The sequence below is a fragment of the Pseudomonas sp. B14(2017) genome, from assembly GCF_002113255.1.
GTDB classification, from domain to species: domain Bacteria; phylum Pseudomonadota; class Gammaproteobacteria; order Pseudomonadales; family Pseudomonadaceae; genus Aquipseudomonas; species Aquipseudomonas putida_Z.
In genome coordinates, this window is the sequence record NZ_NEJY01000002.1 from 75,329 (window position 1) to 98,457 (window position 23,129).

A 23,129-nucleotide genomic window follows, 5' to 3' on the forward strand; every position below is an offset into this window, starting at 1 on the left:
TGCCAGTTTTGAAAAGCCCGTGAATTATGGGTTTTCAGGGTGATTTGGCCGTTTTTGCGGGGGATTTGTGCCTTCGAGAGGTGCATCGGGCACAGGATCGGTGCATCGAAGGGCTGAAATGTTTGGGGCCGCCTTGCGGCCCATCTCGACACAAGGCCGTTCCTACAGGTGATCGCATTCTCCTGTAGGAGCGGCCTTGTGTCGCGATGGGCTGCGCAGCAGCCCCAAAGAACTATGGGTTTACCTCGAACTCAGTGCTCGTCCCCTTCCTCATCATCGCCACCCGCCACATTCATCCCCAGCTCCTTGATCTTGCGCGTCAGGGTGTTGCGCCCCCAACCCAGCAACAGTGCCGCATCGCGCCGACGGCCAGCGGTGTGCTTGAGCGCCGTCTCGATCATGATCCGCTCGAAGCTCGGCACTGCGCTGTCCAGCAGGCTGGTCTGCCCGCGCGCCAACGCCTGGTCGGCCCACTGGCGCAGGGCCTGCTCCCAGTTGGTTACCGGCGCGGCGTCCTGTGGCAGGTTCAGCAGTTCTGGCGGCAGGTCGCCGATCAGCACTTCGCGGCTGGAGGCCATCACGGTGATCCAGCGGCAGGTGTTTTCCATCTGCCGTACGTTGCCCGGCCACGGCAGGTTGCGGATGAATTCCTCGGTTTCCGGCTTGAGGATCTTCGGCTCCACCGCCAGCTCCTGGGCGGCGCGGGCGAGGAAGTGGCGGGCGAGGGCGGGGATATCCTCGCGGCGGTCGGCCAGCCGTGGAATGTGGATGCGAATCACGTTCAGGCGGTGGAACAAGTCCTCGCGGAACTTGCCGGCCTGTACCAGCGACTCCAGGTTCTGGTGGGTGGCGGCGATGATGCGCACATCGACCTTGACCGGCACGTGGCCGCCCACGCGATAGAACTCGCCATCGGCCAGTACCCGCAGCAGGCGGGTCTGGGTGTCGGCGGGCATGTCGCCGATCTCGTCGAGGAACAGGGTACCGCCGTCGGCCTGCTCGAAGCGCCCCCGGCGCAGGTTGGCGGCGCCGGTGAAGGCGCCTTTTTCATGGCCGAACAGCTCGGACTCCATCAGGTCCTTGGGGATGGCGGCCATGTTCAGGGCAATGAACGGCGACGCTGCACGCGGGCTGTGGCGGTGCAGGGCGTGGGCCACCAGCTCCTTGCCGGTACCGGACTCGCCGTTGATCAGCACGGTGATGTTGGAGTGGCTGAGGCGGCCGATGGCGCGGAACACCTCCTGCATCGCCGGCGCTTCACCGATGATTTCCGGGGTGCGCGCCAGGCTCTGCGGCACATCCAGCCCTTGTTGCTCCTGGGCGTGCTGGTTGGCGCGCTTGACCAGCGAGACCGCCTCGTCCACATCGAACGGCTTGGGCAGGTACTCGAAGGCACCGCCTTGGTACGATGCCACGGCGCTGTCCAGGTCGGAGTGGGCGGTCATGATGATGACCGGCAGGCGCGGGTGCTGCTCACGGATCTGTGCCAGCAGGTCGAGGCCGCTGGTGCCCGGCATGCGGATGTCGGAAATGATCACGTCCGGTTGCTGGCGTGCCAGGCGGCCCATCACGCCATCGGCGCTGTCGAAGCTCTGGGTGGTCATGCCTTCCTGTTGCAGGGCTTTTTCCAGGACCCAGCGGATGGAGCGATCATCGTCGACGATCCATACGGTTTCACTTCGGCTCATGAGGCGGTGGCTCCTTGTTCCAGGGGCAGGTAGATCGAGAAGGCGGTGTGGCCTGCATGGCTTTCACACTCGATCAGGCCCTGGTGCTGGCTGATGATGTTCTGGGTAATGGCCAGGCCCAGCCCGGTACCGTCCGGGCGGCCGCTGACCATGGGATAGAAGAGGGTGTCTTGCAGTTCCGGCGGGATGCCCGGGCCGTTGTCGATGATCTCCACCCGCGCCACCAGGCGATGGCGCACGTGGCCGATGGTGAACTGGCGCAGGGCACGGCTGCGCAGGGTGATGCGGCCCAGGCGCAGTTCGTTCTGCGAACTGATCGCCTGCATGGCATTGCGCACGATGTTGAGCACGGCCTGGATCATCTGCTCGCGGTCGATCAACACATCAGGCAGGCTGGGGTCGTAGTCGCGCACCAAAGTGATGCAGCCCTGGCTTTCGGCCTCCACCAGGCTGCAGACCCGCTCCAGCACTTCGTGGATGTTGGTCATGGCCAGCGACGGCAGCTTGTTCGAGCCGAGCATGCGGTCGACCAGGTTACGCAGGCGGTCGGCTTCCTCGATGATCACGTTGGTATAGTCGCGCAGGCCTTCTTCCGGCAGCTCGCGGGCCAGCAGCTGGGCTGCGCCGCGGATGCCACCAAGGGGGTTCTTGATTTCGTGGGCCAGGCCGCGCACCAGCATCTTGGTGGTTTCCTGCTTGCTCAGCTGGGCCTCTTCCTTGGTAATGCGCAGCAGCCGGTCGCGTGGGTGCACCTCCAGCAGCAGCAGGGTCTGGCCCTGGTGCAGGATCGGCGTTACCGCGTAGTCGACGGTTATGGTCTGCCCGGTCAGCGAGGTGAGCTGCGCTTCGCGCTTGGTGAACGGGTGCGCCTGCTCGACCGCCTGGCGCAGCGAGCTGAGGGCCTCGGTCGACTCGGTGAACAGTTCGCTGATGAACTGCCCATGGCTGCGCTGGCCACTGACCGCCAACAGCATTTCCGCGGCCGGGTTCATGTACTCCAGGCGCAGCTCGGCGTTGAGCAGCAGCGTGGCGGTGGTCAGGTTGTCCAGAAGCAGACGGTGCTGGGCATCGCTGATGGTCATAGGGCGTCGTCGACCTCTTTTGGCGCGTGTCGGGCATGGGCGCGGCCATGGTCGGGCGCGCGGTGGATCCGCTGATTCCAGTCTTTGGGCAAAAAATGCAAGAACCAAACCAAGGCTCCGAAAAGAAGCGGAATTTGCCGATAAAGCCCTGGAGACGGGACAATTCGCACCAGAATGAACTGATTAAACGGTTCACGTGATCGCTTTTGGGGTGCATTCGGGGGCGTTAGTCCACAGAATGCACCAATATGGAGCATAGGTGGTTTCAGGGTTTATCGCACAGTTGGCGGGCATTCGGCTTCTGGCGTTGAAAACGCCAGGTCTTCATTGCTTGCGTGGAACACCATGACAGTGGCGGGCTGCGCGGTGGTGTGCCCGCGGTGCACTACCCCTTGAAGTTCTGCCAGCGTCTGGCCCGCAACCAGGCTTGTGCGCTTGCCGTCGCGTGTTTCCACCTCAAGTGTGCCCTCTGCCAGATAGCCCAGATTGAGCGCCTGATGGCAGTGCCAGCCGAGGGTTGTGTGGGCGGGGATGCTGACTTTCACCAGCGACAGCACTGGTCGTCCTTCGGGGTAATCGAGATAGGGGGTGCCGTCCCAACTGCCGGTGGCGCGGTGAAGCACCTGCGACGTTGCCTGGCCTGGCGCGGTGCCGTTGCTGGCGCAGCCGGCGAGGAGGGCGGATACGGTAATCATTGCAGGTAGAAGGTTGCGCATGGCGTGATGTCCGTTGACTGAAGGGACGCCTACCCTGCGTGCTGAGGGGGCGGCGAAATGTCAGCGGCATCTGCTGGTTCTGTATGAAATCGATGAGGCAGCCACGGAAACGAAAACGGCCTCCCGAAGGAGGCCGTTCGTGATCATGTCATCGGCGCCAGGCGCCGATCAGATCAGCAGCTGTAGTACAGCTCGTATTCCAGCGGGTGAACGAAGGTGCGGACCTTGATTTCTTCTTCGCTCTTCAGCTCGATGAAGGCATCGATGAAGTCGTCGGAGAACACGCCGCCCTTGGTCAGGAACGCACGGCCCTTGTCCAGCTCTTCCAGAGCTTCCTTCAGGCTGCCGCAAACCTGCGGGATGTCCTTGGCCTCTTCAGGCGGCAGGTCGTACAGGTTCTTGTCGGCCGCATCGCCTGGGTGGATCTTGTTCTGGATACCGTCCAGGCCGGCCATCAGCAGGGCCGCGAAGGCCAGGTATGGGTTGGCCGATGGGTCCGGGAAGCGAGCTTCGATACGGCGGGCTTTCGGGCTGCCGACGTAAGGAATACGGATCGAGGCGGAACGGTTGCGAGCCGAGTAGGCCAGCATTACCGGGGCTTCGAAGCCTGGGACCAGACGCTTGTAGGAGTTGGTCGATGGGTTGGTGAAGCCGTTCAGGGCCTTACCGTGCTTGATGATACCGCCGATGAAGTACAGGGCGGTGTCGGACAGGCCGGCATAGCCTTCACCCGAGAAGGTGTTCTTGCCGTCTTTCCAGATCGACATGTGCACGTGCATGCCCGAGCCGTTGTCGCCGTACAGAGGCTTCGGCATGAAGGTGGCGGTACGGCCGTAGGCGTCGGCAACGTTGTGCACGACGTACTTCAGTGCCTGTACTTCGTCAGCCTTCTTCACCAGGGTGTTGAACTTGACGCCGATTTCGTTCTGGCCGGCAGTCGCCACTTCGTGGTGGTGAACTTCGACGGTCTGACCCATTTCTTCCAGTGCGTTGCACATGGCGGTACGGATTTCGTGGTCGTGGTCGAACGGCGGAACCGGGAAGTAGCCGCCTTTCACGCCTGGACGGTGGCCTTTGTTGCCGCCTTCCACGTCAGCGCCGGTCATCCACGAGCCTTGCTCGGAGAAGATCTTGAACATCGAGCCGGAGATGTCCGACTGGAACTTCACTTCGTCGAAGATGAAGAACTCTGGCTCCGGGCCGGCGAATACGGTGTCACCGATGCCGGTGCTCTTCAGGTACTCTTCGGCGCGCTTGGCGATGGCGCGAGGGTCACGATCGTAGCCCTGCATGCTCGACGGGTCGACGATGTCGCAGGTGATGATCAGGGTTGGCTCTTCGGTGAACGGGTCCAGTACGGCAGTTTCGTCGACCGGCATCAGGATCATGTCGGAAGCTTCGATGCCTTTCCAGCCAGCGATGGAGGAACCGTCGAACATCTTGCCGACTTCGAAGAAGTCGTCTTCCAGCGCATCACGCGACGGCATGGTCACGTGGTGCTGAATGCCTTTGGTGTCCGTGAAACGCAGATCAATCCACTTGACGTCATGATCTTTGATGAGTTGAACCGACTTCGACATGTTGTCCTCCGGATGGTCTAGAGCGCGGTGGGCCGCTGCCCTGGAAAAAGGGTGTTGCCGGGCGCGGATAGTCGGCCAAGCTTACCTGCCTCACAAGGGAGCAAATTGCATGCCAGTGCCCGAAAATGGCGAGGGCGGGATAAAAGGGGGCGTTTGCGGGCATTGGGCGCAGGGTTGGCGGGTAAAAATGCACCCTTAAGATGCGAATTTTGGTAGCGGTGCACCAATAGTGTGCATTGCTTGAAATGTGTGCTTTCTTTGAGGGCCTCTTCGCGGGCTCGCCCGCTCCCACAGGTAGGGCGTAAGTCTTGAGAGCTGCGGATAGCCTGTGGGAGCTGGCTTGCCAGCGATGAGGCCGGTGCAGGCAATATAAATCCGACCTTCTGTACAAAAGTTGGTCAAATCCTGAGCAATTTCCGCTATAATTCGCGCCCCTCATTTTCGGCAGGCCCTGCGCGCGCTGTTAACCAATGAAACTTATCGTCAAAGTCTTCCCAGAAATCACCATCAAGAGCCGGCCGGTGCGCAAGCGCTTCATCCGCCAGCTCGGCAAGAACATCCGCAACGTGCTCAAGGACCTCGACCCTGAGCTCGTGGTCGATGGTGTCTGGGACAATCTCGAAGTGGTTACCCGCGTCGAAGACGAAAAAGTCCAGCGCGAGATGATCGAGCGCCTCACCTGCACCCCGGGTATCACCCACTTCCTGCAGGTAGAGGAATACCCGCTTGGCGACTTCGACGACATCGTCGCCAAGTGCAAGCAGCACTTCGGTCACCTGCTGGCCGGCAAGCACTTCGCCGTGCGCTGCAAGCGCGGCGGCCACCACGACTTCACCTCGATGGACGTCGACCGTTACGTCGGCAGCCAGTTGCGCCAGCAGTGCGGCGCAGCCGGCATCGAGCTGAAGAACCCGGAAGTGCTGGTGCGCATCGAAATCCGCGACCAGCGCCTGTACGTGATCCACAACCAGCACCAGGGCATCGGCGGCTACCCGCTGGGCGCCCTGGAGCAGACCCTGGTACTGATGTCCGGCGGCTTCGACTCCACCGTGGCGGCTTACCAGATGATGCGCCGTGGCCTGATGACCCACTTCTGCTTCTTCAACCTCGGCGGCCGTGCCCATGAGCTGGGCGTGATGGAAGTGGCCCACTACCTGTGGAAGAAGTTCGGCAGCAGCCAGCGCGTGCTGTTCATCAGCGTGCCGTTCGAGGAAGTGGTCGGCGAGATCCTCAACAAGGTCGACAACAGCTACATGGGTGTGACCCTGAAGCGCATGATGCTGCGCGGTGCCGCGCACATGGCCGACCGTCTGGAGATCGACGCGCTGGTCACCGGCGAGGCGATTTCCCAGGTGTCCAGCCAGACCCTGCCGAACCTGTCGATCATCGATTCGGCCACCGACAAGCTGGTGCTGCGCCCGCTGCTGGCCAGCCACAAGCAGGACATCATCGACCAGGCCTACGCGATCGGCACTGCCGACTTCGCCAAGCACATGCCAGAATACTGCGGCGTGATCTCGGTAAACCCCACCACCCACGCCAAGCGCCACCGCATGGAGCATGAAGAGAAGCAGTTCGACATGGCCGTGCTGGAGCGCGCCCTGGAACGCGCCCGGTTGATCTCCATCGACCATGTGATCGACGAACTGGGCAAGGACATCGAAATCGAGGAAGTGACCGAGGCGCTGCCCGGCCAGATCGTCATCGACATTCGTCACCCCGATGCCCAAGAGGACGAACCTCTGGTGCTCGACGGTATCGAAGTCCAGGCCATGCCGTTCTATGCCATCAACAGCAAGTTCAAGCACCTGGATGCCAACCGCCAGTACTTGCTGTATTGCGACAAAGGTGTGATGAGCCGTCTGCACGCACACCACCTGCTCAGTGAGGGACATGCCAATGTGCGTGTTTATCGTCCGACATAAGACGCCAGGGCTGTATGGCGGCAGCATCCGCCATCGCCCTCCCGACCATCGGGCCCGCTGAGCCTCAAACCGTACATATTCGCCGCCTACACTGGCGGCAACCGAATCCTCTGATCGAGATACAGTTGTGATCGAAAATCTGCGTAACATCGCCATCATCGCCCACGTTGACCATGGTAAAACCACCCTGGTCGACAAACTCCTGCGCCAGTCCGGCACCCTGGAGCGTAACGAGCTCAACGACGAGCGCGTGATGGACTCCAACGACCAGGAAAAAGAGCGCGGCATTACCATTCTGGCGAAAAACACCGCCATCAACTGGAACGGCTACCACATCAACATCGTCGACACCCCCGGCCACGCCGACTTCGGTGGCGAGGTTGAGCGTGTAATGTCGATGGTCGACTCCGTGCTGCTGCTGGTCGATGCCCAGGACGGCCCGATGCCGCAAACCCGCTTCGTGACCAAGAAGGCTTTCGAAGCTGGCCTGAAGCCGATCGTCGTGATCAACAAGGTTGACCGCCCGGGCGCGCGTCCTGACTGGGTTCTGGACCAGATCTTCGACCTGTTCGACAACCTCGGTGCCACCGACGACCAGCTGGACTTCCAGGTTGTCTACGCCTCGGCCCTGAACGGCATCGCCGGTCTGGACCACACCGACATGGCTGAAGACATGACCCCGCTGTACCAGTCGATCGTCGACAACGTACCGGCGCCGAACGTTGACGTCGATGGCCCGTTCCAGATGCAGATCTCCGCTCTGGACTACAACAGCTTCCTCGGTGTTATCGGCGTTGGCCGTATCGCCCGTGGTCGTATCAAGCCGAACACCCCGGTTGTTGCCATCGACACCGAAGGCAAGAAGCGTAACGGCCGTATCCTCAAGCTGATGGGCCACCACGGCCTGCACCGCGTCGACGTTGAAGAAGCCCAGGCTGGCGACATCGTCTGCATCAGCGGTTTCGACGAGCTGTTCATCTCCGACACCCTGTGCGACATGAACAACGTCGAGGCGATGAAGCCACTGACCGTTGACGAGCCGACCGTTTCGATGACCTTCCAGGTCAACGACTCGCCGTTCTGCGGCAAGGAAGGCAAGTTCGTCACCAGCCGTAACATCAAGGAACGTCTGGACAAAGAGCTGCTGTACAACGTTGCACTGCGCGTTGAAGAAGGCGACTCGGCTGACAAGTTCAAGGTTTCCGGCCGTGGTGAGCTGCACCTGTCGGTTCTGATCGAAACCATGCGTCGTGAAGGCTTCGAGATGGCTGTAGGCCGCCCTGAAGTGATCATCCGCGAAGTCAACGGCGTGAAGCAGGAGCCGTTCGAGAACGTCACCATCGACATCCCTGAAGAATCCCAGGGCAAGGTCATGGAAGAAATGGGCCTGCGTAAGGGCGACCTGACCAACATGGCGCCGGATGGCAAGGGCCGTGTACGTCTGGAGTACAACGTACCTGCTCGTGGTCTGATCGGTTTCCGTAACCAGTTCCTGACCCTGACCAACGGTGCCGGCATCCTGACCTCGATCTTCGATCGCTACGACACCATGAAAGCCGGCCAGATGTCCGGTCGCCTGAACGGTGTACTGGTTTCGATCGAGACCGGCAAGGCGCTGACCTACTCGCTGGAAACCCTGCAGGCTCGCGGCAAGCTGTTCATCGAGCACGGCCAGGACATCTACAACGGTCAGATCATCGGCCTGAACAGCCGTGACAACGACCTGGGCGTGAACCCGACCAAGGGCAAGAAGCTCGACAACATGCGTGCTTCGGGCAAAGACGAAGTCATCGCCCTGGTACCGCCGGTTCGCCACACCCTGGAACAGGCCCTGGAATTCATCCAGGACGACGAGCTGTGCGAGGTGACTCCGAAGTCGATCCGCCTGCGCAAGAAGATCCTGGACGAAGGCGAGCGTACCCGCGCTGCCAAGAAAGCCAAGGCTTGATCGTCTAGCTTGAGCTGAAACAAAAACGCCCCCGGTCGAAAGGCCGGGGGCGTTTTTGTTTGCCTGCAGATTTTGGGGCCGCTTTGCGTCCTATCGCGACACAAGGCCGCTCCTACAAGGGACCGCGATCTCCTGTAGGAGCGGCCTTGTGTCGCGAAAGGGCTGCAAAGTAGCCCCAGGATCTCAAATGCAAAGCAGGATCAGCGCCCGACCACCTTGGGCTTGTACGCACAATACCCCGGCCGCGGCCCGACCTTGGGGTGGTTGCGGCAGGTATCCGGCCGCTTGTCATAAATGGTGCACAGCCGGCTTTTACGATCCAGGTACAGGCAGTCATCATTGCTCATCCGGGTCAGGGTGAAGATCCCCGACTTCTGGTTGAAGCGTTCGATGATGCCGTCCTTCTGCAGGCGCTTGGCGATGTTCTTCGGCGGTTCGTCTTTCTCGAACTCGTCGACCACGCCGATACGGATCAGATCCTTGATCTTCACCTCCACCGGCAGGGTGCAGCAGGTCGAATGGCAGCCATGGCACATGTTGCTGGTATAGCGCTGCCAGGTCTCCAGGCGGTCGACTTCGGCCGCGGCGATCAGGGTCGTTTTCATCGTTATGGGGGTGTATCACGGTCTTGGGGCGCGCGATCATACCGGAATTGTTCAATTTATGAACAACCTTTTGCCGGAATCGCAGAGTGGGCATGAAAACTGCGAACGCTAACTGTCACTCCCTGTCGAAGGGTCTAGGCTCAACAGTCTCCCTCCGCTTTCGTCAACTTGCCCGAGGATGCCGCATGTCCCAGGAACCCAAAGCTCGTGACGCCGAGGTGGCCGAATTTCGCGCCGCTGTACTGGACAAGCTGACCTATGCGGTCGGCAAGGACCCGGAGCACGCTTTCGACCACGACTGGTTCGAAGCCATTGCACTGGCCGCGCGCGATCACATGGTCGATCACTGGATGGACCACACCCGCCAGGCTTATCGCCGCAGCCAGAAGCGGGTCTATTACCTTTCCCTCGAATTCCTCATCGGCCGCTTGCTGTACGACAGCCTGAGCAACCTGGGCCTGCTCGACATTGCCCGCGATGCACTGGAAGGGCTGGACGTGGACCTGGAGCGCATCCGCCTGCTCGAGCCCGATGCCGCGCTGGGCAACGGTGGCCTGGGCCGCCTGGCGGCGTGCTTCATGGAGAGCATGTCGACCCTGGGCATCGCTGCTCACGGTTATGGCATCCGCTACGAGCACGGGCTGTTTCGCCAGGCCATGGTTGATGGCTGGCAGCAGGAGCAGACCGAGAACTGGCTGGACTTCGGCAACCCCTGGGAGTTCGAGCGCGCGGAGGTGATCTACCCGATCAGCTTTGGCGGGAGCGTCGAAACGGTGCACGACACCCACGGCCAGCAGCGCCAGGTGTGGTGGCCGGGCGAGACCGTGCGAGCGGTGGCCTATGACACCCCGGTAGTCGGTTGGCGCGGGGCCAGCGTGAATACCCTGCGCCTGTGGCGTGCGCGGGCGCTGGAAGAGCTGCACCTGGAACGCTTCAATGCCGGTGACCACCTGGGTGCGGTAGCCGAGGTGGCGCGGGCCGAAAGCATTTCGCGGGTGCTGTACCCGGCCGATAGCACCGAGGCGGGCCAGGAGCTGCGCCTGCGCCAGGAGTACTTCTTCGTCTCGGCTTCGTTGCAGGACCTGCTGCGCCGCCACCTGAACATGCACGACAACCTGCTCAACCTGCCGGATGCGGCGGCCATCCAGCTCAACGACACCCACCCGTCGATCGCCGTGGCCGAGCTGATGCGCCTGCTGGTCGACCAGCATGAAATCCCTTGGGATACCGCCTGGGAGCTGACCGTCGGCACTCTGGCCTACACCAACCACACCTTGCTGCCCGAAGCCCTGGAAACCTGGCCGGTGGCGCTGATGGAACGCATGCTGCCGCGGCACATGCAGATCATCTACCTGATCAACGCCTACCACATCGACGCGCTACGGGCGAAAGGCCTGCACGACTTCGATGTGCTGCGGGCCGTGTCGCTGATCGAAGAAGACAACGGCCGCCGGGTGCGCATGGGCAACCTGGCGTTCCTCGGTTCGCACAGCGTCAACGGTGTGTCGGCGCTGCACAGCAAGCTGATGAAAAGCACGGTGTTCTCCGAGCTGCACAAGCTCTACCCGCAACGGATCAACAACAAGACCAACGGCATTACCTTCCGCCGCTGGCTGTACCAGTCCAACCCGCAGCTGACCGCCATGCTGGTCGAGGCGCTGGGCCCTGAGTTGCTGGACGATCCGGAAGGGCGCCTGGTCAATCTGGTGCCGTTCGCCGACAAGAGCGGCTTCCGCAAGCAGTTCGCCGCGCAGCGCCTGCACAGCAAGCGTGCCCTGGCCAGCATCATCCAGGACCGCCTGGGCGTTACGGTGAACCCCGAGGCGTTGTTCGATGTGCAGGTCAAGCGCATTCACGAATACAAGCGCCAGTTGCTCAACCTGCTGCACACCGTGGCGCTGTACCAGGCCATGCGCAATGACCCCGGTACCGACTGGGTGCCGCGGGTGAAGATTTTCGCCGGCAAGGCCGCGGCCAGCTATCACCAGGCCAAGCTGATCATCAAGCTGGCCAACGACATCGCCCGGGTGGTGAACAACGACCCGACCGTGCGTGGCCTGCTGAAGGTGGTATTCCTGCCCAACTACAACGTCAGCCTGGCTGAAAGCATCATCCCGGCGGCGGACCTTTCCGAGCAGATTTCCACCGCCGGTTACGAAGCCTCCGGTACCAGCAACATGAAGTTCGGCCTGAACGGTGCGCTGACCATCGGCACCCTGGATGGTGCCAACGTCGAGATGAGCGAGCAGGTGGGTACCGAAAACATGTTCATCTTCGGCCTTACCGCGCAGCAGGTGGAGGCCAGGCGGCGCGACGGGGACTTTGGCGCCAGTGCGGCGATTGCCGCGTCCAGCCGCCTGAACGACGTGTTGCAGGCTGTTCGCAGCGGGGTGTTCTCGCCGGACGACCCGTCGCGCTACAGCGCGCTGATCGACGGGCTGGTGGCTCATGACCGCTTCCTGGTGTGTGCCGATTTCGATGCCTACTGGGATGCCCAGCGAAGGGTCGAGGAGCTGTGGCACACGCCGCAGGAATGGTGGCGCATGGCGGTGCTGAATACCGCGCGGATGGGCTGGTTCTCCTCGGACCGGACCATTCGGGAATATGCCAGCGAGATCTGGAAGGCGCTGGATTGAGGAAAAGGGGCCGCTGTGCGGCCCATCGCCGGCAAGCCAGCTCCCACCTCGACCGCGTCGACCTCGAGCCATGTGCAGTCCCTGTGGGAGCTGGCTTGCCGGCGATGGGCTGCACAGCAGCCCCAACCGACCATCGGCTTGGTGCTTGCTGAACTTCAGGGGCCGAAGTCGAGTCTCTTTGCTCGCTAGCCCGCAACTCTCCCTGTAAACTGCGGGGGTTTTTATCCCCCAATCCTTTCGGAGCCATACATGTCCCGCGTTACCCTGAGTCGCTATCTGATTGAGCAGACCCGCAGCAACAATACCCCTGCCGATCTGCGCTTCCTGATCGAAGTGGTGGCGCGTGCGTGCAAGGAAATCAGCCATCACGTGTCCAAAGGCGCCCTTGGTGGTGTGCTGGGCAGCATGGGCACTGAAAACGTGCAGGGCGAAGTCCAGAAGAAACTGGACGTGATTTCCAACGATATCCTGCTTGAAGCCAACGAGTGGGGCGGCCACCTGGCCGGCATGGCTTCCGAAGAAATGGACAACGCCTACCAGATCCCGGGCAAGTACCCGAAAGGCGCCTACCTGCTGGTCTTCGACCCGCTGGACGGCTCGTCCAACATCGACGTCAACGTTTCGGTCGGCACCATCTTCTCGGTACTGCGTTGCCCTAACGAATACCTGAGCCAGAACGAAACCCTGAACGAAAATGCCTTCCTGCAGCCAGGCACCCAGCAGGTCGCCGCCGGTTACGCCATCTACGGCCCGCAGACCATGCTGATCCTGACCCTGGGCAACGGCGTCAAGGGCTTCACCCTGGACCGCGAACTGGGCAGCTTCGTCCTCACCCACGAAAACATCCGCGTGCCGGAAAGCACCGCAGAGTTCGCCATCAACATGTCCAACCAGCGCCACTGGGAAGCCCCGGTTCAGCGCTACGTGGGCGAATTGCTGGCAGGCGAGACCGGCCCGCTGAAGAAGAACTACAACATGCGCTGGATCGCCTCGATGGTGGCCGACGTACACCGCATCCTGACCCGTGGCGGCCTGTTCATGTACCCACGTGACGCCCGCGAGCCGAGCAAGCCGGGCAAACTGCGCCTGATGTACGAAGCCAACCCGATGTCCTTCATCATCGAACAGGCCGGCGGCGCCTCCACCAACGGTTACGATCGCATCCTCGACATTCAGCCAGAAAGCCTGCACCAGCGTGTGTCGGTAATCCTCGGCTCGAAGGAAGAGGTCGAGCGCGTCACCGCCTACCACAAGGAGTAAGTCATGCTCGCACCTTGGCAGCCGTTGCTGGAGTGGTGGTTCGGTTGGGGCACCAGTCCCCAGGCCGTGGCTGACGAGAAGAGCACGCTGTGGTTCGGCAAGCATCATGATGCCGAGGCCCATGCGCTGTTTGGCGAGCTGGTCGAGCATGCCCTGGCGGGTGGGCTCGACGAGTGGCAGCAAAGCCCGCAGGGCTGGCTGGGCCTGCTGATCCTGCTGGACCAGCTGCCGCGCATGATCCATCGCGACACGCCGCGTGCCTTCGAGGGCGACCGGCGTGCCCAGGTGGTGGCGATGCAGGGTTTGCAGAAGAACTGGGATTACCAGCTGCTGCCGATCCAGCGGGTGTTCGTGCTGCTGGTGCTGGAGCATGCCGAGGTGCTGGACTGGCAGAACCTGTGCGTCGAGCGCTACCAGGTGCTGCTGGACGAGCAGCCCGAAGCCAACCGCCGGTTGTTCGAAGGCTTCCTCGACTACGCCGAGCAGCACCAGCGGGTAATTGCCCGTTTCGGGCGCTTCCCGCACCGCAACCTGGTGCTGGAGCGGCCGAGTACCAGCGAAGAGATGGACTTTTTGCTGGAGCCTGGGTCCAGGTTCTGAGGTTTCGTGGCCTGCTGCGCAGGCCGTCGCGACGCAAGGCCGCCTCCTGCACGGGGCGGCCTTTTTGTTTGGGCGGGGTAATTCTTTGTGATTAATCGCACAGTAGTGGCCATCCGACCAATGGCGTAGGGGTAGAGGAGGGAGGTCAGGGAACCTGGGAGGGTTTTTACCGTCGAAGGTCACTGCAGGCCACTCGCCTGTATCCCCTCTCCAGGAGTGTCCTTCATGTCGTTGCGTTCCCTCGCCCTGTTGTCGCTGTGCGTCGTCCTGACTGCCTGCAGCAAGATCAACCAGGAAAACTATTCCAAGATCAAGGCCGGTATGAACAAGGCCGAGGTCGAGCAGCTGCTCGGCACGCCGACCGAGTGCTCTGGTGCGCTGGGGATGAGCAGCTGCACCTGGGGGGACGAGAAGAGCTTCATCAGTGTGCAATATGCGGCTGACAAGGTGCTCATGTATTCAGGGCAGGGTCTCAAATGAGGCACCTGTATCTGCTGATGGGGGTATGCCTGGCGCTGCTGCTGGGCGGTTGTGCCGGCTCCGTGCATGACCCGCTGGCGCCGAAAACCGCGGGCAACATCGACCTCAAGCGCTACCAGGGCAAGTGGTACGAGCTGGCGCGCCTGCCGATGCGCTACCAGACCGGCTGCGAGCAGTCCGAAGCGCACTACAACCTCCGGCTCGATGGTAGCCTCGGCGTGCTCAACCGCTGCCGCACCATGGGTGACGAATGGCTGCGCGCCGAAGGGCATGCGAACATCCAGGAGCCGGGGCATACCGACAAATTGTGGGTCGAGTTCGACAACTGGTTCACCAAGCTGGTGCCAGGGGTGGCGAGGGGCGAGTACTGGATTCTGTATGTAGATGATCGCTACCGCACGGCGGTGGTCGGCAGCCCGGACCGCAAGCACTTGTGGATCCTGTCGCGTACGCCGACGCTACCGGCCTGGGAGCGCGAGAACCTGATGTCCAAGGCCCGGCAGCAGGGGTATGACACCAATCGGCTGATCTGGCGGGCGTCGGACCAGCAGATCGTCAAGAGGCACTGAATTTCTGGGGGCTGCTTTGCAGCCCATCGCGACACAAGGCCGCTCCTACAGGGGAACGCACATTCCTGTAGGAGCGGCCTTGTGTCGCGATGGGCCGCAAAGCCGCCCCAATAAACTCACCCCAACAGCTGTCGCAACACCTCGGCAAACGCCAGCGCGCTTTGCTCTTCCTGCGCATGCCGCCCCTGGCGCACCACCCACTGCCCATTCACCATCACATCCCGCACCTGGCGATCGCCCCCGGCAAACAGCCAGCGGTTGAGAATCGCATCCCCATCGGCCATGGCGATGTAAGGGTCCTGCCCATCGAGCACCAGCCAGTCGGCGCGCTTGCCCACGGCCAGTTCCCCGACCGCCTGCCCCAGCGCCTGCGCACCGCCCGCCAGCGCAGCGTCATACAGCGTGCGCCCGACCATCGGCTGGTCGCCGCGATACAGGCGGTTACGCCGCTGGTCGCGCAGCCGCTGGCCATATTCCAACCAGCGCAGTTCCTCCACCACGCTCAGCGACACATGGCTGTCCGAACCAATGCCCATGCGCCCACCCTGCGCCAGATAGTCCACTGCCGGGAAAATCCCGTCGCCCAGGTTGGCCTCGGTGGTCAGGCACAGCCCGGCTACCGCGCCACTGCGGGCCATGGCGGTGACTTCATCCGGCTCGGCATGGGTGGCATGCACCAGGCACCAGCGTGGGTCCACGTCCACGTGCTCGTACAGCCACTGCAGCGGGCGCAGGCCGCTCCAGGCCAGGCAGTCGTCGACTTCCTTCTGCTGCTCGGCGATATGGATATGCACCGGGCACTGCTTGTCGCTGGCTGCCAGCACTTCGGCGATCTGCCCGGGCGTCACCGCGCGCAGCGAATGGAAGCACAAGCCCAGTTGCTGCGCGGGTTGCGCGGCCAGCAGCGGGGCCAGCTGCGCTTGCAGTTGCAGGTAATGTTCGGTGGAGTTGATGAAGCGCCGTTGCCCGTCATTCGGGGCTTGGCCGCCGAAGCCTGCGTGGCTGTACAGCACCGGCAGCAAGGTCAGGCCAATGCCGCTGTCGGCTGCAGCCGCGCTGATGCGGCGGGACAGTTCGGCCGGGTCGGCGTAGGCCTTGCCGGCCTGGTCATGGTGCACGTAGTGGAACTCGGCGACCGAGGTGTAGCCGGCCTTGAGCATCTCGATGTACAGCTGACGGGCGATGACCTGCAGCTGCTCCGGGCTGATCTGGCCGACCAGGCGATACATCAGGTCGCGCCAGGTCCAGAAACTGTCGTTGGGGTTGCCGGCGACTTCCGCCAGCCCTGCCATGGCGCGCTGGAAGGCATGCGAGTGCAGGTTGGGCATGCCGGGCAGCAGCGGGCCGGCCAGCCGCTCGGCGCCTTCGGCCGAGGCACCCGGTTCGATGCGGGCCACATGGCCATCACTGGTGACCTCGATGCGGACATGGCTGGCCCAGCCCGTGGGCAGCAGGGCGCGTTCGGCGAAGTAGGCGGACATCGGTGAAAATCCTGTTATTGTTAACTTGTATATACATATACAGGCGTTTGCCTGCCGGGTAAACTGCGGCAAGCTACCGCTCATTCCATTTGCACAAGGATCCAACGCCGTGCCGACACCACCTGTCTCCGCGCTGGTTGCCCAGATGGGCGAGGGCCCGGCTCCGCTGTACGCCCGGGTCAAACAGATGATCATCCAGCAGATCGACAACGGCAGCTGGCCACCGCATCACCGAGTACCCTCGGAGAGCGAACTGGTCAGCGAGCTGGGCTTCAGCCGCATGACCATCAACCGCGCCCTGCGCGAACTTACCGCCGAAGGCCTGCTGGTGCGCATGCAAGGGGTCGGTACCTTCGTGGCCGAGCCCAAGGGGCGTTCGGCGCTGTTCGAGGTCAACAACATCGCCGACGAAATTGCCGCGCGTGGCCACCAGCATAGCTGCCAGGTGATCACCCTCACCGAGGAAACGGCCGGTTCCGAGCGGGCCCTGGCCCTGGACATGCGCGAAGGCCAGCGGGTGTTCCACTCGCTGATCGTGCATTTCGAGAACGGCGTGCCGGTGCAGATCGAGGACCGCTACGTCAATGCGGCGATTGCCCCCGACTACCTCAAGCAGGACTTCACCCGGCAGACGCCTTACGCCTACCTGTCGCAGGTGGCGCCGCTGACCGGGGGTGAGCACGTGGTCGAGGCAATCCTGGCCGAGCCGGAAGAATGCCGCCTGTTGCAGATCGAGCGGGGCGAGCCCTGCCTGCTGATCCGCCGTCGCACCTGGTCCGGCCGCCAGCCGGTGACCGCCGCGAGGCTGATCCACCCCGGTTCCCGTCATCGCCTGGAAGGACGTTTCAGTAAATGAGTCAGCTGCAGTTGTTGCGTGCGCAGGGCTACCCGCGCATGCCGTGGAAGAACGGTGGCGGTTTCACCGAAGAGATTACCCGCGACAGTGGCGAAGGCCTGGACGGCTTTGGCTGGCGCTTGTCGATTGCCGATATCGAGGAGTCCGGCGGGTTTTCCACCTTCGCCGGCTACCAGCGGATCATCACCGTGTTGCAAGGTGACGGCATGCGCCTGCTGGTCGACGGCCAGGCCAGCAGGCCGTTGCTGCCGTTCGATGCTTTCGCCTTCAGCGGCGAGAGCCAGGTCAGCTGCAAGCTGCTGGGCGGGGCGATCCGCGATTTCAACCTGATCTACGCACCGCAGCGCTACCGGGCGCGGTTGCAGTGGTTCGATGGCACCAGCCGCTTGTACAGTTCGGCGTCGACGGTGTTGCTGTTCGCTGCCAGCAGCCAGGTCGAGGTGGGTATTGCCGGGTGCGAGACGCAGCGGTTGGGGTTGTATGACTGCCTGCGGCTGGAGGGCAATGACCAGTTGCTGGGGTTGGATGTGCAGGGGCGGTTCTGCCTGATCGAACTCGTTTCACGTTGAGATAGCCGGGGGGCTGCTGCGCAGCCCTTCGCGGGCTTGCCCGCTCCCACATGTACAGCGCACGCCTTGAAGGCAGTGGAGCTCTCTGTGGGAGCGGGCAAGCCCGCGAAGGGCCGCGCAGCGGCCCCATTTCTTTTGCCATTCAGCGGAAAAGTCCAATTATTTTGGTTGTCCATGCTTGTACATACAAGTAAAGGTGTGTTTGTATATCTACCACGACATACCCGCCCGCGGACGACCGCAGAGGACCTTTCCCGTGACCGACAACAACAAATACCGTGACGTTGAAATCCGTGCCCCACGTGGCAACAAGCTGACTGCCAAAAGCTGGCTGACCGAAGCGCCACTGCGCATGCTGATGAACAACCTCGATCCACAGGTCGCGGAAAACCCGAAAGAACTGGTGGTGTACGGCGGTATCGGCCGCGCTGCCCGTAACTGGGCGTGCTACGACAAGATCGTCGAGACCCTGACCCGCCTGGAAGACGACGAAACCCTGCTGGTGCAGTCGGGCAAGCCGGTCGGCGTGTTCAAGACCCACAGCAACGCCCCGCGCGTACTGATCGCCAACTCCAACCTGGTGCCGCACTGGGCCAACTGGGAACACTTCAACGAACTGGACGCCAAGGGCCTGGCAATGTACGGCCAGATGACCGCCGGCAGCTGGATCTACATCGGCAGCCAGGGCATCGTCCAGGGCACCTACGAAACCTTCGTCGAAGCCGGTCGCCAGCATTACGGCGGCAGCCTGAAAGGCAAGTGGGTACTCACTGCCGGCCTGGGCGGCATGGGCGGCGCCCAGCCACTGGCCGCCACCCTGGCCGGTGCCTGCTCGCTGAACATCGAATGCCAGCAAAGCCGCATCGACTTCCGCCTGGAAACCCGCTACGTCGACGAGCAGGCCACTGACCTCGACGACGCTCTGGCACGCATTGCCAAGTACACCGCCGAAGGCAAGGCCATCTCCATCGCCCTGCACGGCAACGCTGCTGAAATCCTGCCAGAGCTGGTCAAGCGTGGCGTGCGCCCGGACATGGTCACCGACCAGACCAGCGCCCACGACCCGCTGAACGGTTACCTGCCAGCCGGCTGGACCTGGGAACAGTACCGCGACCGCGCGCAGACCGAGCCGGCTGCAGTGGTCAAGGCCGCCAAGCAGTCGATGGCCATGCACGTGCAAGCCATGCTCGATTTCCAGAAGCAGGGTGTTCCGACCTTCGACTATGGCAACAACATCCGCCAGATGGCCAAGGAAGAAGGCGTGGCCAATGCCTTCGACTTCCCGGGCTTCGTGCCGGCCTACATCCGCCCGCTGTTCTGCCGTGGCATCGGCCCGTTCCGCTGGGCGGCGCTGTCCGGTGATGCCGAAGACATCTACAAGACCGACGCCAAGGTCAAGGAACTGATCCCCGACGACGCCCACCTGCACCGCTGGCTGGACATGGCTCGCGAGCGCATCAGCTTCCAGGGCCTGCCGGCACGTATCTGCTGGGTTGGCCTGGGCCTGCGCGCCAAGCTGGGCCTGGCGTTCAACGAAATGGTACGCAGCGGCGAGCTGTCGGCACCGATCGTGATCGGCCGTGACCACCTGGACTCCGGTTCGGTGTCCAGCCCCAACCGTGAAACCGAAGCCATGCGCGACGGTTCCGACGCTGTCTCCGACTGGCCGCTGCTCAACGCCCTGCTGAACACCGCCGGCGGTGCTACCTGGGTTTCGCTGCACCACGGTGGTGGCGTGGGCATGGGCTTCTCCCAGCACTCTGGCATGGTCATCGTCTGCGACGGTACCGATGAAGCCGCCGAGCGTATCGCTCGCGTGCTGACCAACGACCCAGGGACCGGTGTGATGCGTCATGCCGATGCCGGTTACGACATCGCCATCGAGTGCGCCAAGGAGCAGGGCCTGGACCTGCCGATGATCACTGGCTGATCGCCACGCTTTGGATCGCACCCCACAAGGGGTGATACTGAACAACAAGAAGGAGCACGCAGGCACTCACAAACGGGCCTGCAGCTCCACGCGATTGGAGTAGTGAAGTGACCGAATTGACCCTCAAGCCCGGCACCTTGACCCTGGCCCAGCTGCGCGCCATCCATGCCGCGCCCGTGCGCCTGCAACTGGACGCCAGCGCCGCGCCAGCCATCGACGCCAGCGTTGCCTGCGTCGAGCAGATCATTGCCGAAGACCGTACCGCCTACGGCATCAACACCGGTTTCGGCCTGCTGGCCTCGACCCGCATCGCCAGCCACGACCTGGAAAACCTGCAGCGCTCGCTGGTGCTGTCCCACGCCGCCGGTGTCGGCGCGCCGCTGGATGACGACCTGGTGCGGCTGATCATGGTGCTGAAGATCAACAGCCTCAGCCGTGGCTTCTCCGGCATCCGTCGCAAAGTCATCGATGCGCTGATCGCCCTGGTCAACGCCGAAGTCTACCCGCACATCCCGCTGAAGGGTTCGGTGGGCGCCTCCGGCGACCTCGCCCCGCTGGCGCACATGTCGCTGGTGCTGCTGGGTGAAGGCAAGGCCCGCTACAAGGGCCAGTGGCTGCCAGCCACCGAAGCCCTGGCCGTGGCCGGCCTCGAGCCGCTGACCCTGGCCGCCAAGGAGGGCCTGGCCCTGCTCAACGGCACCCAGGCGTCCACCGCCTATGCCCTGCGTGGCTTGTTCCAGGGCGAAGACCTGTACGCCGCTGCCATCGCCTGCGGCGGCCTGAGCGTCGAAGCCGCATTGGGCTCGCGCTCGCCGTTCGATGCGCGTATCCACGAAGTGCGTGGCCAGCGCGGCCAGATCGACACTGCTGCCTGCTTCCGTGACCTGCTGGGCGACTCCAGCGAAGTGTCGCTGTCGCACAAGAACTGCGACAAGGTCCAGGACCCGTACTCGCTGCGCTGCCAGCCGCAGGTCATGGGCGCCTGCCTGACCCAGCTGCGCCAGGCCGCCGAGGTACTGGGCATCGAAGCCAACGCCGTGTCGGACAACCCGCTGGTGTTCGCTGCCGAAGGTGACGTGATTTCCGGCGGTAACTTCCACGCCGAGCCGGTGGCCATGGCCGCCGACAACATCGCCCTGGCCATTGCCGAAATCGGTTCGCTCAGCGAGCGCCGTATCTCGCTGATGATGGACAAGCACATGTCCCAGCTGCCGCCGTTCCTGGTGGAAAACGGCGGGGTCAACTCGGGCTTCATGATCGCCCAGGTCACCGCTGCTGCCCTGGCCAGCGAGAACAAAGCCCTGTCGCACCCGCACAGCGTCGACAGCCTGCCGACCTCGGCCAACCAGGAAGACCACGTGTCGATGGCCCCGGCTGCCGGCAAGCGTCTGTGGGAAATGGCCGAAAACACCCGTGGCGTGCTGGCCATCGAATGGCTGGGCGCCTGCCAGGGCCTGGACCTGCGCAAGGGCCTGAAGACCTCGGCCAAGCTGGAGCAGGCGCGCCAGGCGCTGCGCAGCGAAGTGCCGCACTACGACCGTGACCGTTTCTTCGCGCCCGACATCGAAAAGGCCGTGGAACTGTTGGCCAAGGGTCGCCTGACCGGCCTGCTGCCGGCTGGTGTGCTGCCAAGCCTGTAATGCCCCCCAGGGGCCGCTGTGCGGCCCATCGCCGGCAAGCCGGCTCCCACAGATGGAGATGCGACACACCATCTCTGTGGGAGCTGGCTTGCCCGCGATTGGGCTGCAAGGCAGCCCCCTTCGATCTCACGACCACAAAAACAATTTAAGGACGTGACATGCAACAAGCTCAAGGTCTAAAGCGCGGGCTAAGTGCCCGCCACATCCGCTTCATGGCCCTCGGTTCCGCCATCGGCACTGGCCTGTTCTACGGTTCCGCCTCGGCCATCCAGATGGCCGGCCCGGCCGTGCTGCTGGCCTACCTGATCGGCGGCGCCGCCGTGTTCATGGTCATGCGCGCCCTCGGCGAAATGGCTGTGCACAACCCGGTCGCCGGCTCGTTCGGCCACTACGCCAGCACCTACCTCGGCCCCATGGCCGGCTTCATCCTCGGCTGGACCTACGCCTTCGAGATGGTCATCGTCGCCATCGCCGACGTCACCGCCTTCGGTATCTACATGGGCTTCTGGTTCCCGGAAGTGGCCCGCTGGATCTGGGTGCTGGGCATCGTCTTCCTGATCGGCGGCCTCAACCTGTGCAACGTCAAGGTCTTTGGCGAAATGGAATTCTGGCTGTCGCTGCTCAAGGTCGGCGCCATCGTGGCGATGATCCTGGCTGGCCTCGGCATCATGGCCTTCGGCTTCAGCCAGGTTGGCACCGGGCAGGCCGTGGGTGTCAGCAACCTGTTCGACCACGGCGGCTTCATGCCCAATGGCGTGGGTGGCCTGATCGCCTCCTTTGCCGTGGTGATGTTCGCGTTCGGCGGTATCGAGATCATCGGCGTCACCGCCGGTGAGGCCAAGGACCCGCAGCGGGTCATCCCCAAGGCGATCAACGCCGTGCCGCTGCGCATCCTGCTGTTCTACGTGCTCACCCTGTTCGTGCTGATGTGCCTGTTCCCATGGCCGCAAATCGGCAGCCAGGGCAGCCCGTTCGTGCAGATCTTCAGTAACCTGGGCATCGGCTCTGCCGCCGCGGTGCTGAACATCGTAGTGATTTCTGCCGCGATCTCGGCCATCAACAGCGATATCTTCGGCGCCGGCCGCATGATGTACGGCCTGGCCCAGCAAGGCCACGCACCGCGCGGCTTCAGCAAGCTGTCGAAGCACGGCGTGCCGTGGATGACCGTGGTGGTGATGGGTGCTGCGCTGCTGATCGGCGTGCTGCTCAACTACCTGATCCCGGAGAACGTGTTCCTGCTGATCGCCTCGATCGCTACCTTCGCCACCGTGTGGGTGTGGCTGATGATCCTGCTCACCCAAGTGGCCATGCGCCGCAGCATGAGCCGTGAACAAGTGGCCCAGCTACAGTTCCCGGTACCGTTCTGGCCTTACGGCCCGGCCATGGCCATTGCGTTCATGGTGTTCATCTTTGGCGTGCTCGGTTACTTCCCGGATACCCAGGCGGCACTGCTCGTCGGCGTGGTCTGGGTGGTGTTCCTGGTGGCGTCCTACCTGCTGTGGTGCAAGCCGCGCGCAGGGCAGGGCAAACCGGTAGCGGAACCGGCCGAGCTGCACCGCTAAGT

The 23,129-nt window shown here is 63.0% G+C and carries 18 protein-coding genes; 12 read left to right on the forward strand and 6 right to left on the reverse strand.

Features of this window, described 5'->3' with window-relative positions; all coding sequences use genetic code 11:
• Positions 1–251: 251 nt before the first annotated feature.
• The 4 genes from ntrC to glnA form a co-directional block, all read right to left on the reverse strand.
• Entirely contained in the window at positions 252–1,688 is a 1,437-nt protein-coding gene (gene ntrC / locus CAG34_RS02300; RefSeq protein WP_013974578.1) for a nitrogen regulation protein NR(I), read from the reverse strand.
• Positions 1,685–2,770, reverse strand: a complete 1,086-nt coding sequence (gene glnL, locus CAG34_RS02305; protein ID WP_025340937.1) for a nitrogen regulation protein NR(II) — start codon at positions 2,768–2,770, stop codon at positions 1,685–1,687. The genes ntrC and glnL overlap by 4 nt, the downstream gene beginning before the upstream one ends.
• Positions 2,771–3,042: 272 nt before the next feature.
• Positions 3,043–3,486 carry a cupin domain-containing protein gene (locus CAG34_RS02310; protein WP_085587762.1) on the reverse strand — a complete coding sequence of 148 codons (444 nt, stop codon included), beginning with the start codon at positions 3,484–3,486 and terminating at the stop codon, positions 3,043–3,045.
• 173 nt (positions 3,487–3,659) lie between these two features.
• The gene (gene glnA, locus CAG34_RS02315; RefSeq protein ID WP_025340936.1) at positions 3,660–5,066 is read right to left on the reverse strand and encodes a type I glutamate--ammonia ligase; all 1,407 of its coding nucleotides are present in this window, start codon (positions 5,064–5,066) and stop codon (positions 3,660–3,662) included.
• A gap of 470 nt (positions 5,067–5,536) precedes the next feature.
• On the opposite strand from glnA, the gene thiI reads away from it, so the two are divergent.
• Entirely contained in the window at positions 5,537–6,991 is a 1,455-nt protein-coding gene (thiI, locus tag CAG34_RS02320; RefSeq protein ID WP_025340935.1) for a tRNA uracil 4-sulfurtransferase ThiI, read from the forward strand.
• Positions 6,992–7,118: 127 nt separating this feature from the next.
• Positions 7,119–8,939: a translational GTPase TypA gene (gene typA, locus CAG34_RS02325; RefSeq protein WP_003259874.1), complete on the forward strand. Its 1,821-nt coding sequence runs from the start codon at positions 7,119–7,121 to the stop codon at positions 8,937–8,939.
• Positions 8,940–9,139: 200 nt separating this feature from the next.
• Here the strand turns inward: typA and CAG34_RS02330 are convergent, their stop codons facing one another.
• Positions 9,140–9,544: a YkgJ family cysteine cluster protein gene (locus CAG34_RS02330; RefSeq protein ID WP_003259873.1), complete on the reverse strand. Its 405-nt coding sequence runs from the start codon at positions 9,542–9,544 to the stop codon at positions 9,140–9,142.
• Positions 9,545–9,729: 185 nt separating this feature from the next.
• On the opposite strand from CAG34_RS02330, the gene CAG34_RS02335 reads away from it, so the two are divergent.
• The 5 genes from CAG34_RS02335 to CAG34_RS02355 all read left to right on the forward strand — a co-directional run bounded on the left by CAG34_RS02335 (position 9,730) and on the right by CAG34_RS02355 (position 15,089).
• A complete protein-coding gene (locus CAG34_RS02335; RefSeq protein WP_025340933.1) occupies positions 9,730–12,180 on the forward strand; it encodes a glycogen/starch/alpha-glucan phosphorylase in 2,451 nt (816 codons plus the stop codon).
• Positions 12,181–12,429: 249 nt separating this feature from the next.
• Positions 12,430–13,440, forward strand: coding sequence for a class 1 fructose-bisphosphatase (locus tag CAG34_RS02340; RefSeq protein ID WP_025340932.1), 1,011 nt, complete (start codon positions 12,430–12,432; stop codon positions 13,438–13,440).
• Positions 13,441–13,443: 3 nt separating this feature from the next.
• Positions 13,444–14,040, forward strand: coding sequence for a DUF924 family protein (locus CAG34_RS02345; RefSeq protein WP_085587764.1), 597 nt, complete (start codon positions 13,444–13,446; stop codon positions 14,038–14,040).
• Between the two features lie 225 nt (positions 14,041–14,265).
• Complete coding sequence (gene bamE, locus CAG34_RS02350) at positions 14,266–14,520, forward strand: outer membrane protein assembly factor BamE (RefSeq protein ID WP_003249234.1); 255 nt, start codon at positions 14,266–14,268, stop codon at positions 14,518–14,520.
• Complete coding sequence (locus CAG34_RS02355) at positions 14,517–15,089, forward strand: lipocalin family protein (protein WP_025340931.1); 573 nt, start codon at positions 14,517–14,519, stop codon at positions 15,087–15,089. Before bamE ends, CAG34_RS02355 begins: the two co-directional genes overlap by 4 nt.
• Before the next feature lie 116 nt (positions 15,090–15,205).
• On the opposite strand, the gene CAG34_RS02360 is transcribed toward CAG34_RS02355, so the two are convergent.
• Positions 15,206–16,570 carry a formimidoylglutamate deiminase gene (locus tag CAG34_RS02360; protein ID WP_085587765.1) on the reverse strand — a complete coding sequence of 455 codons (1,365 nt, stop codon included), beginning with the start codon at positions 16,568–16,570 and terminating at the stop codon, positions 15,206–15,208.
• Between the two features lie 145 nt (positions 16,571–16,715).
• Between CAG34_RS02360 and hutC the strand changes: the two genes are divergently transcribed.
• The 5 genes from hutC (at position 16,716) to CAG34_RS02385 (ending at position 23,127) form a co-directional block, all read left to right on the forward strand.
• Complete coding sequence (hutC, locus tag CAG34_RS02365) at positions 16,716–17,426, forward strand: histidine utilization repressor (RefSeq protein WP_178080859.1); 711 nt, start codon at positions 16,716–16,718, stop codon at positions 17,424–17,426.
• Positions 17,423–17,995 carry a HutD family protein gene (locus tag CAG34_RS02370; RefSeq protein ID WP_085587769.1) on the forward strand — a complete coding sequence of 191 codons (573 nt, stop codon included), beginning with the start codon at positions 17,423–17,425 and terminating at the stop codon, positions 17,993–17,995. The genes hutC and CAG34_RS02370 overlap by 4 nt, the downstream gene beginning before the upstream one ends.
• A gap of 256 nt (positions 17,996–18,251) precedes the next feature.
• Positions 18,252–19,925, forward strand: a complete 1,674-nt coding sequence (gene hutU, locus CAG34_RS02375; protein WP_085587771.1) for a urocanate hydratase — start codon at positions 18,252–18,254, stop codon at positions 19,923–19,925.
• Between the two features lie 107 nt (positions 19,926–20,032).
• Positions 20,033–21,565: a histidine ammonia-lyase gene (gene hutH, locus CAG34_RS02380; RefSeq protein WP_003259868.1), complete on the forward strand. Its 1,533-nt coding sequence runs from the start codon at positions 20,033–20,035 to the stop codon at positions 21,563–21,565.
• 158 nt (positions 21,566–21,723) lie between these two features.
• The gene (locus CAG34_RS02385) at positions 21,724–23,127 is read left to right on the forward strand and encodes an amino acid permease (protein ID WP_023663049.1); all 1,404 of its coding nucleotides are present in this window, start codon (positions 21,724–21,726) and stop codon (positions 23,125–23,127) included.
• Positions 23,128–23,129 lie beyond the last annotated feature (2 nt).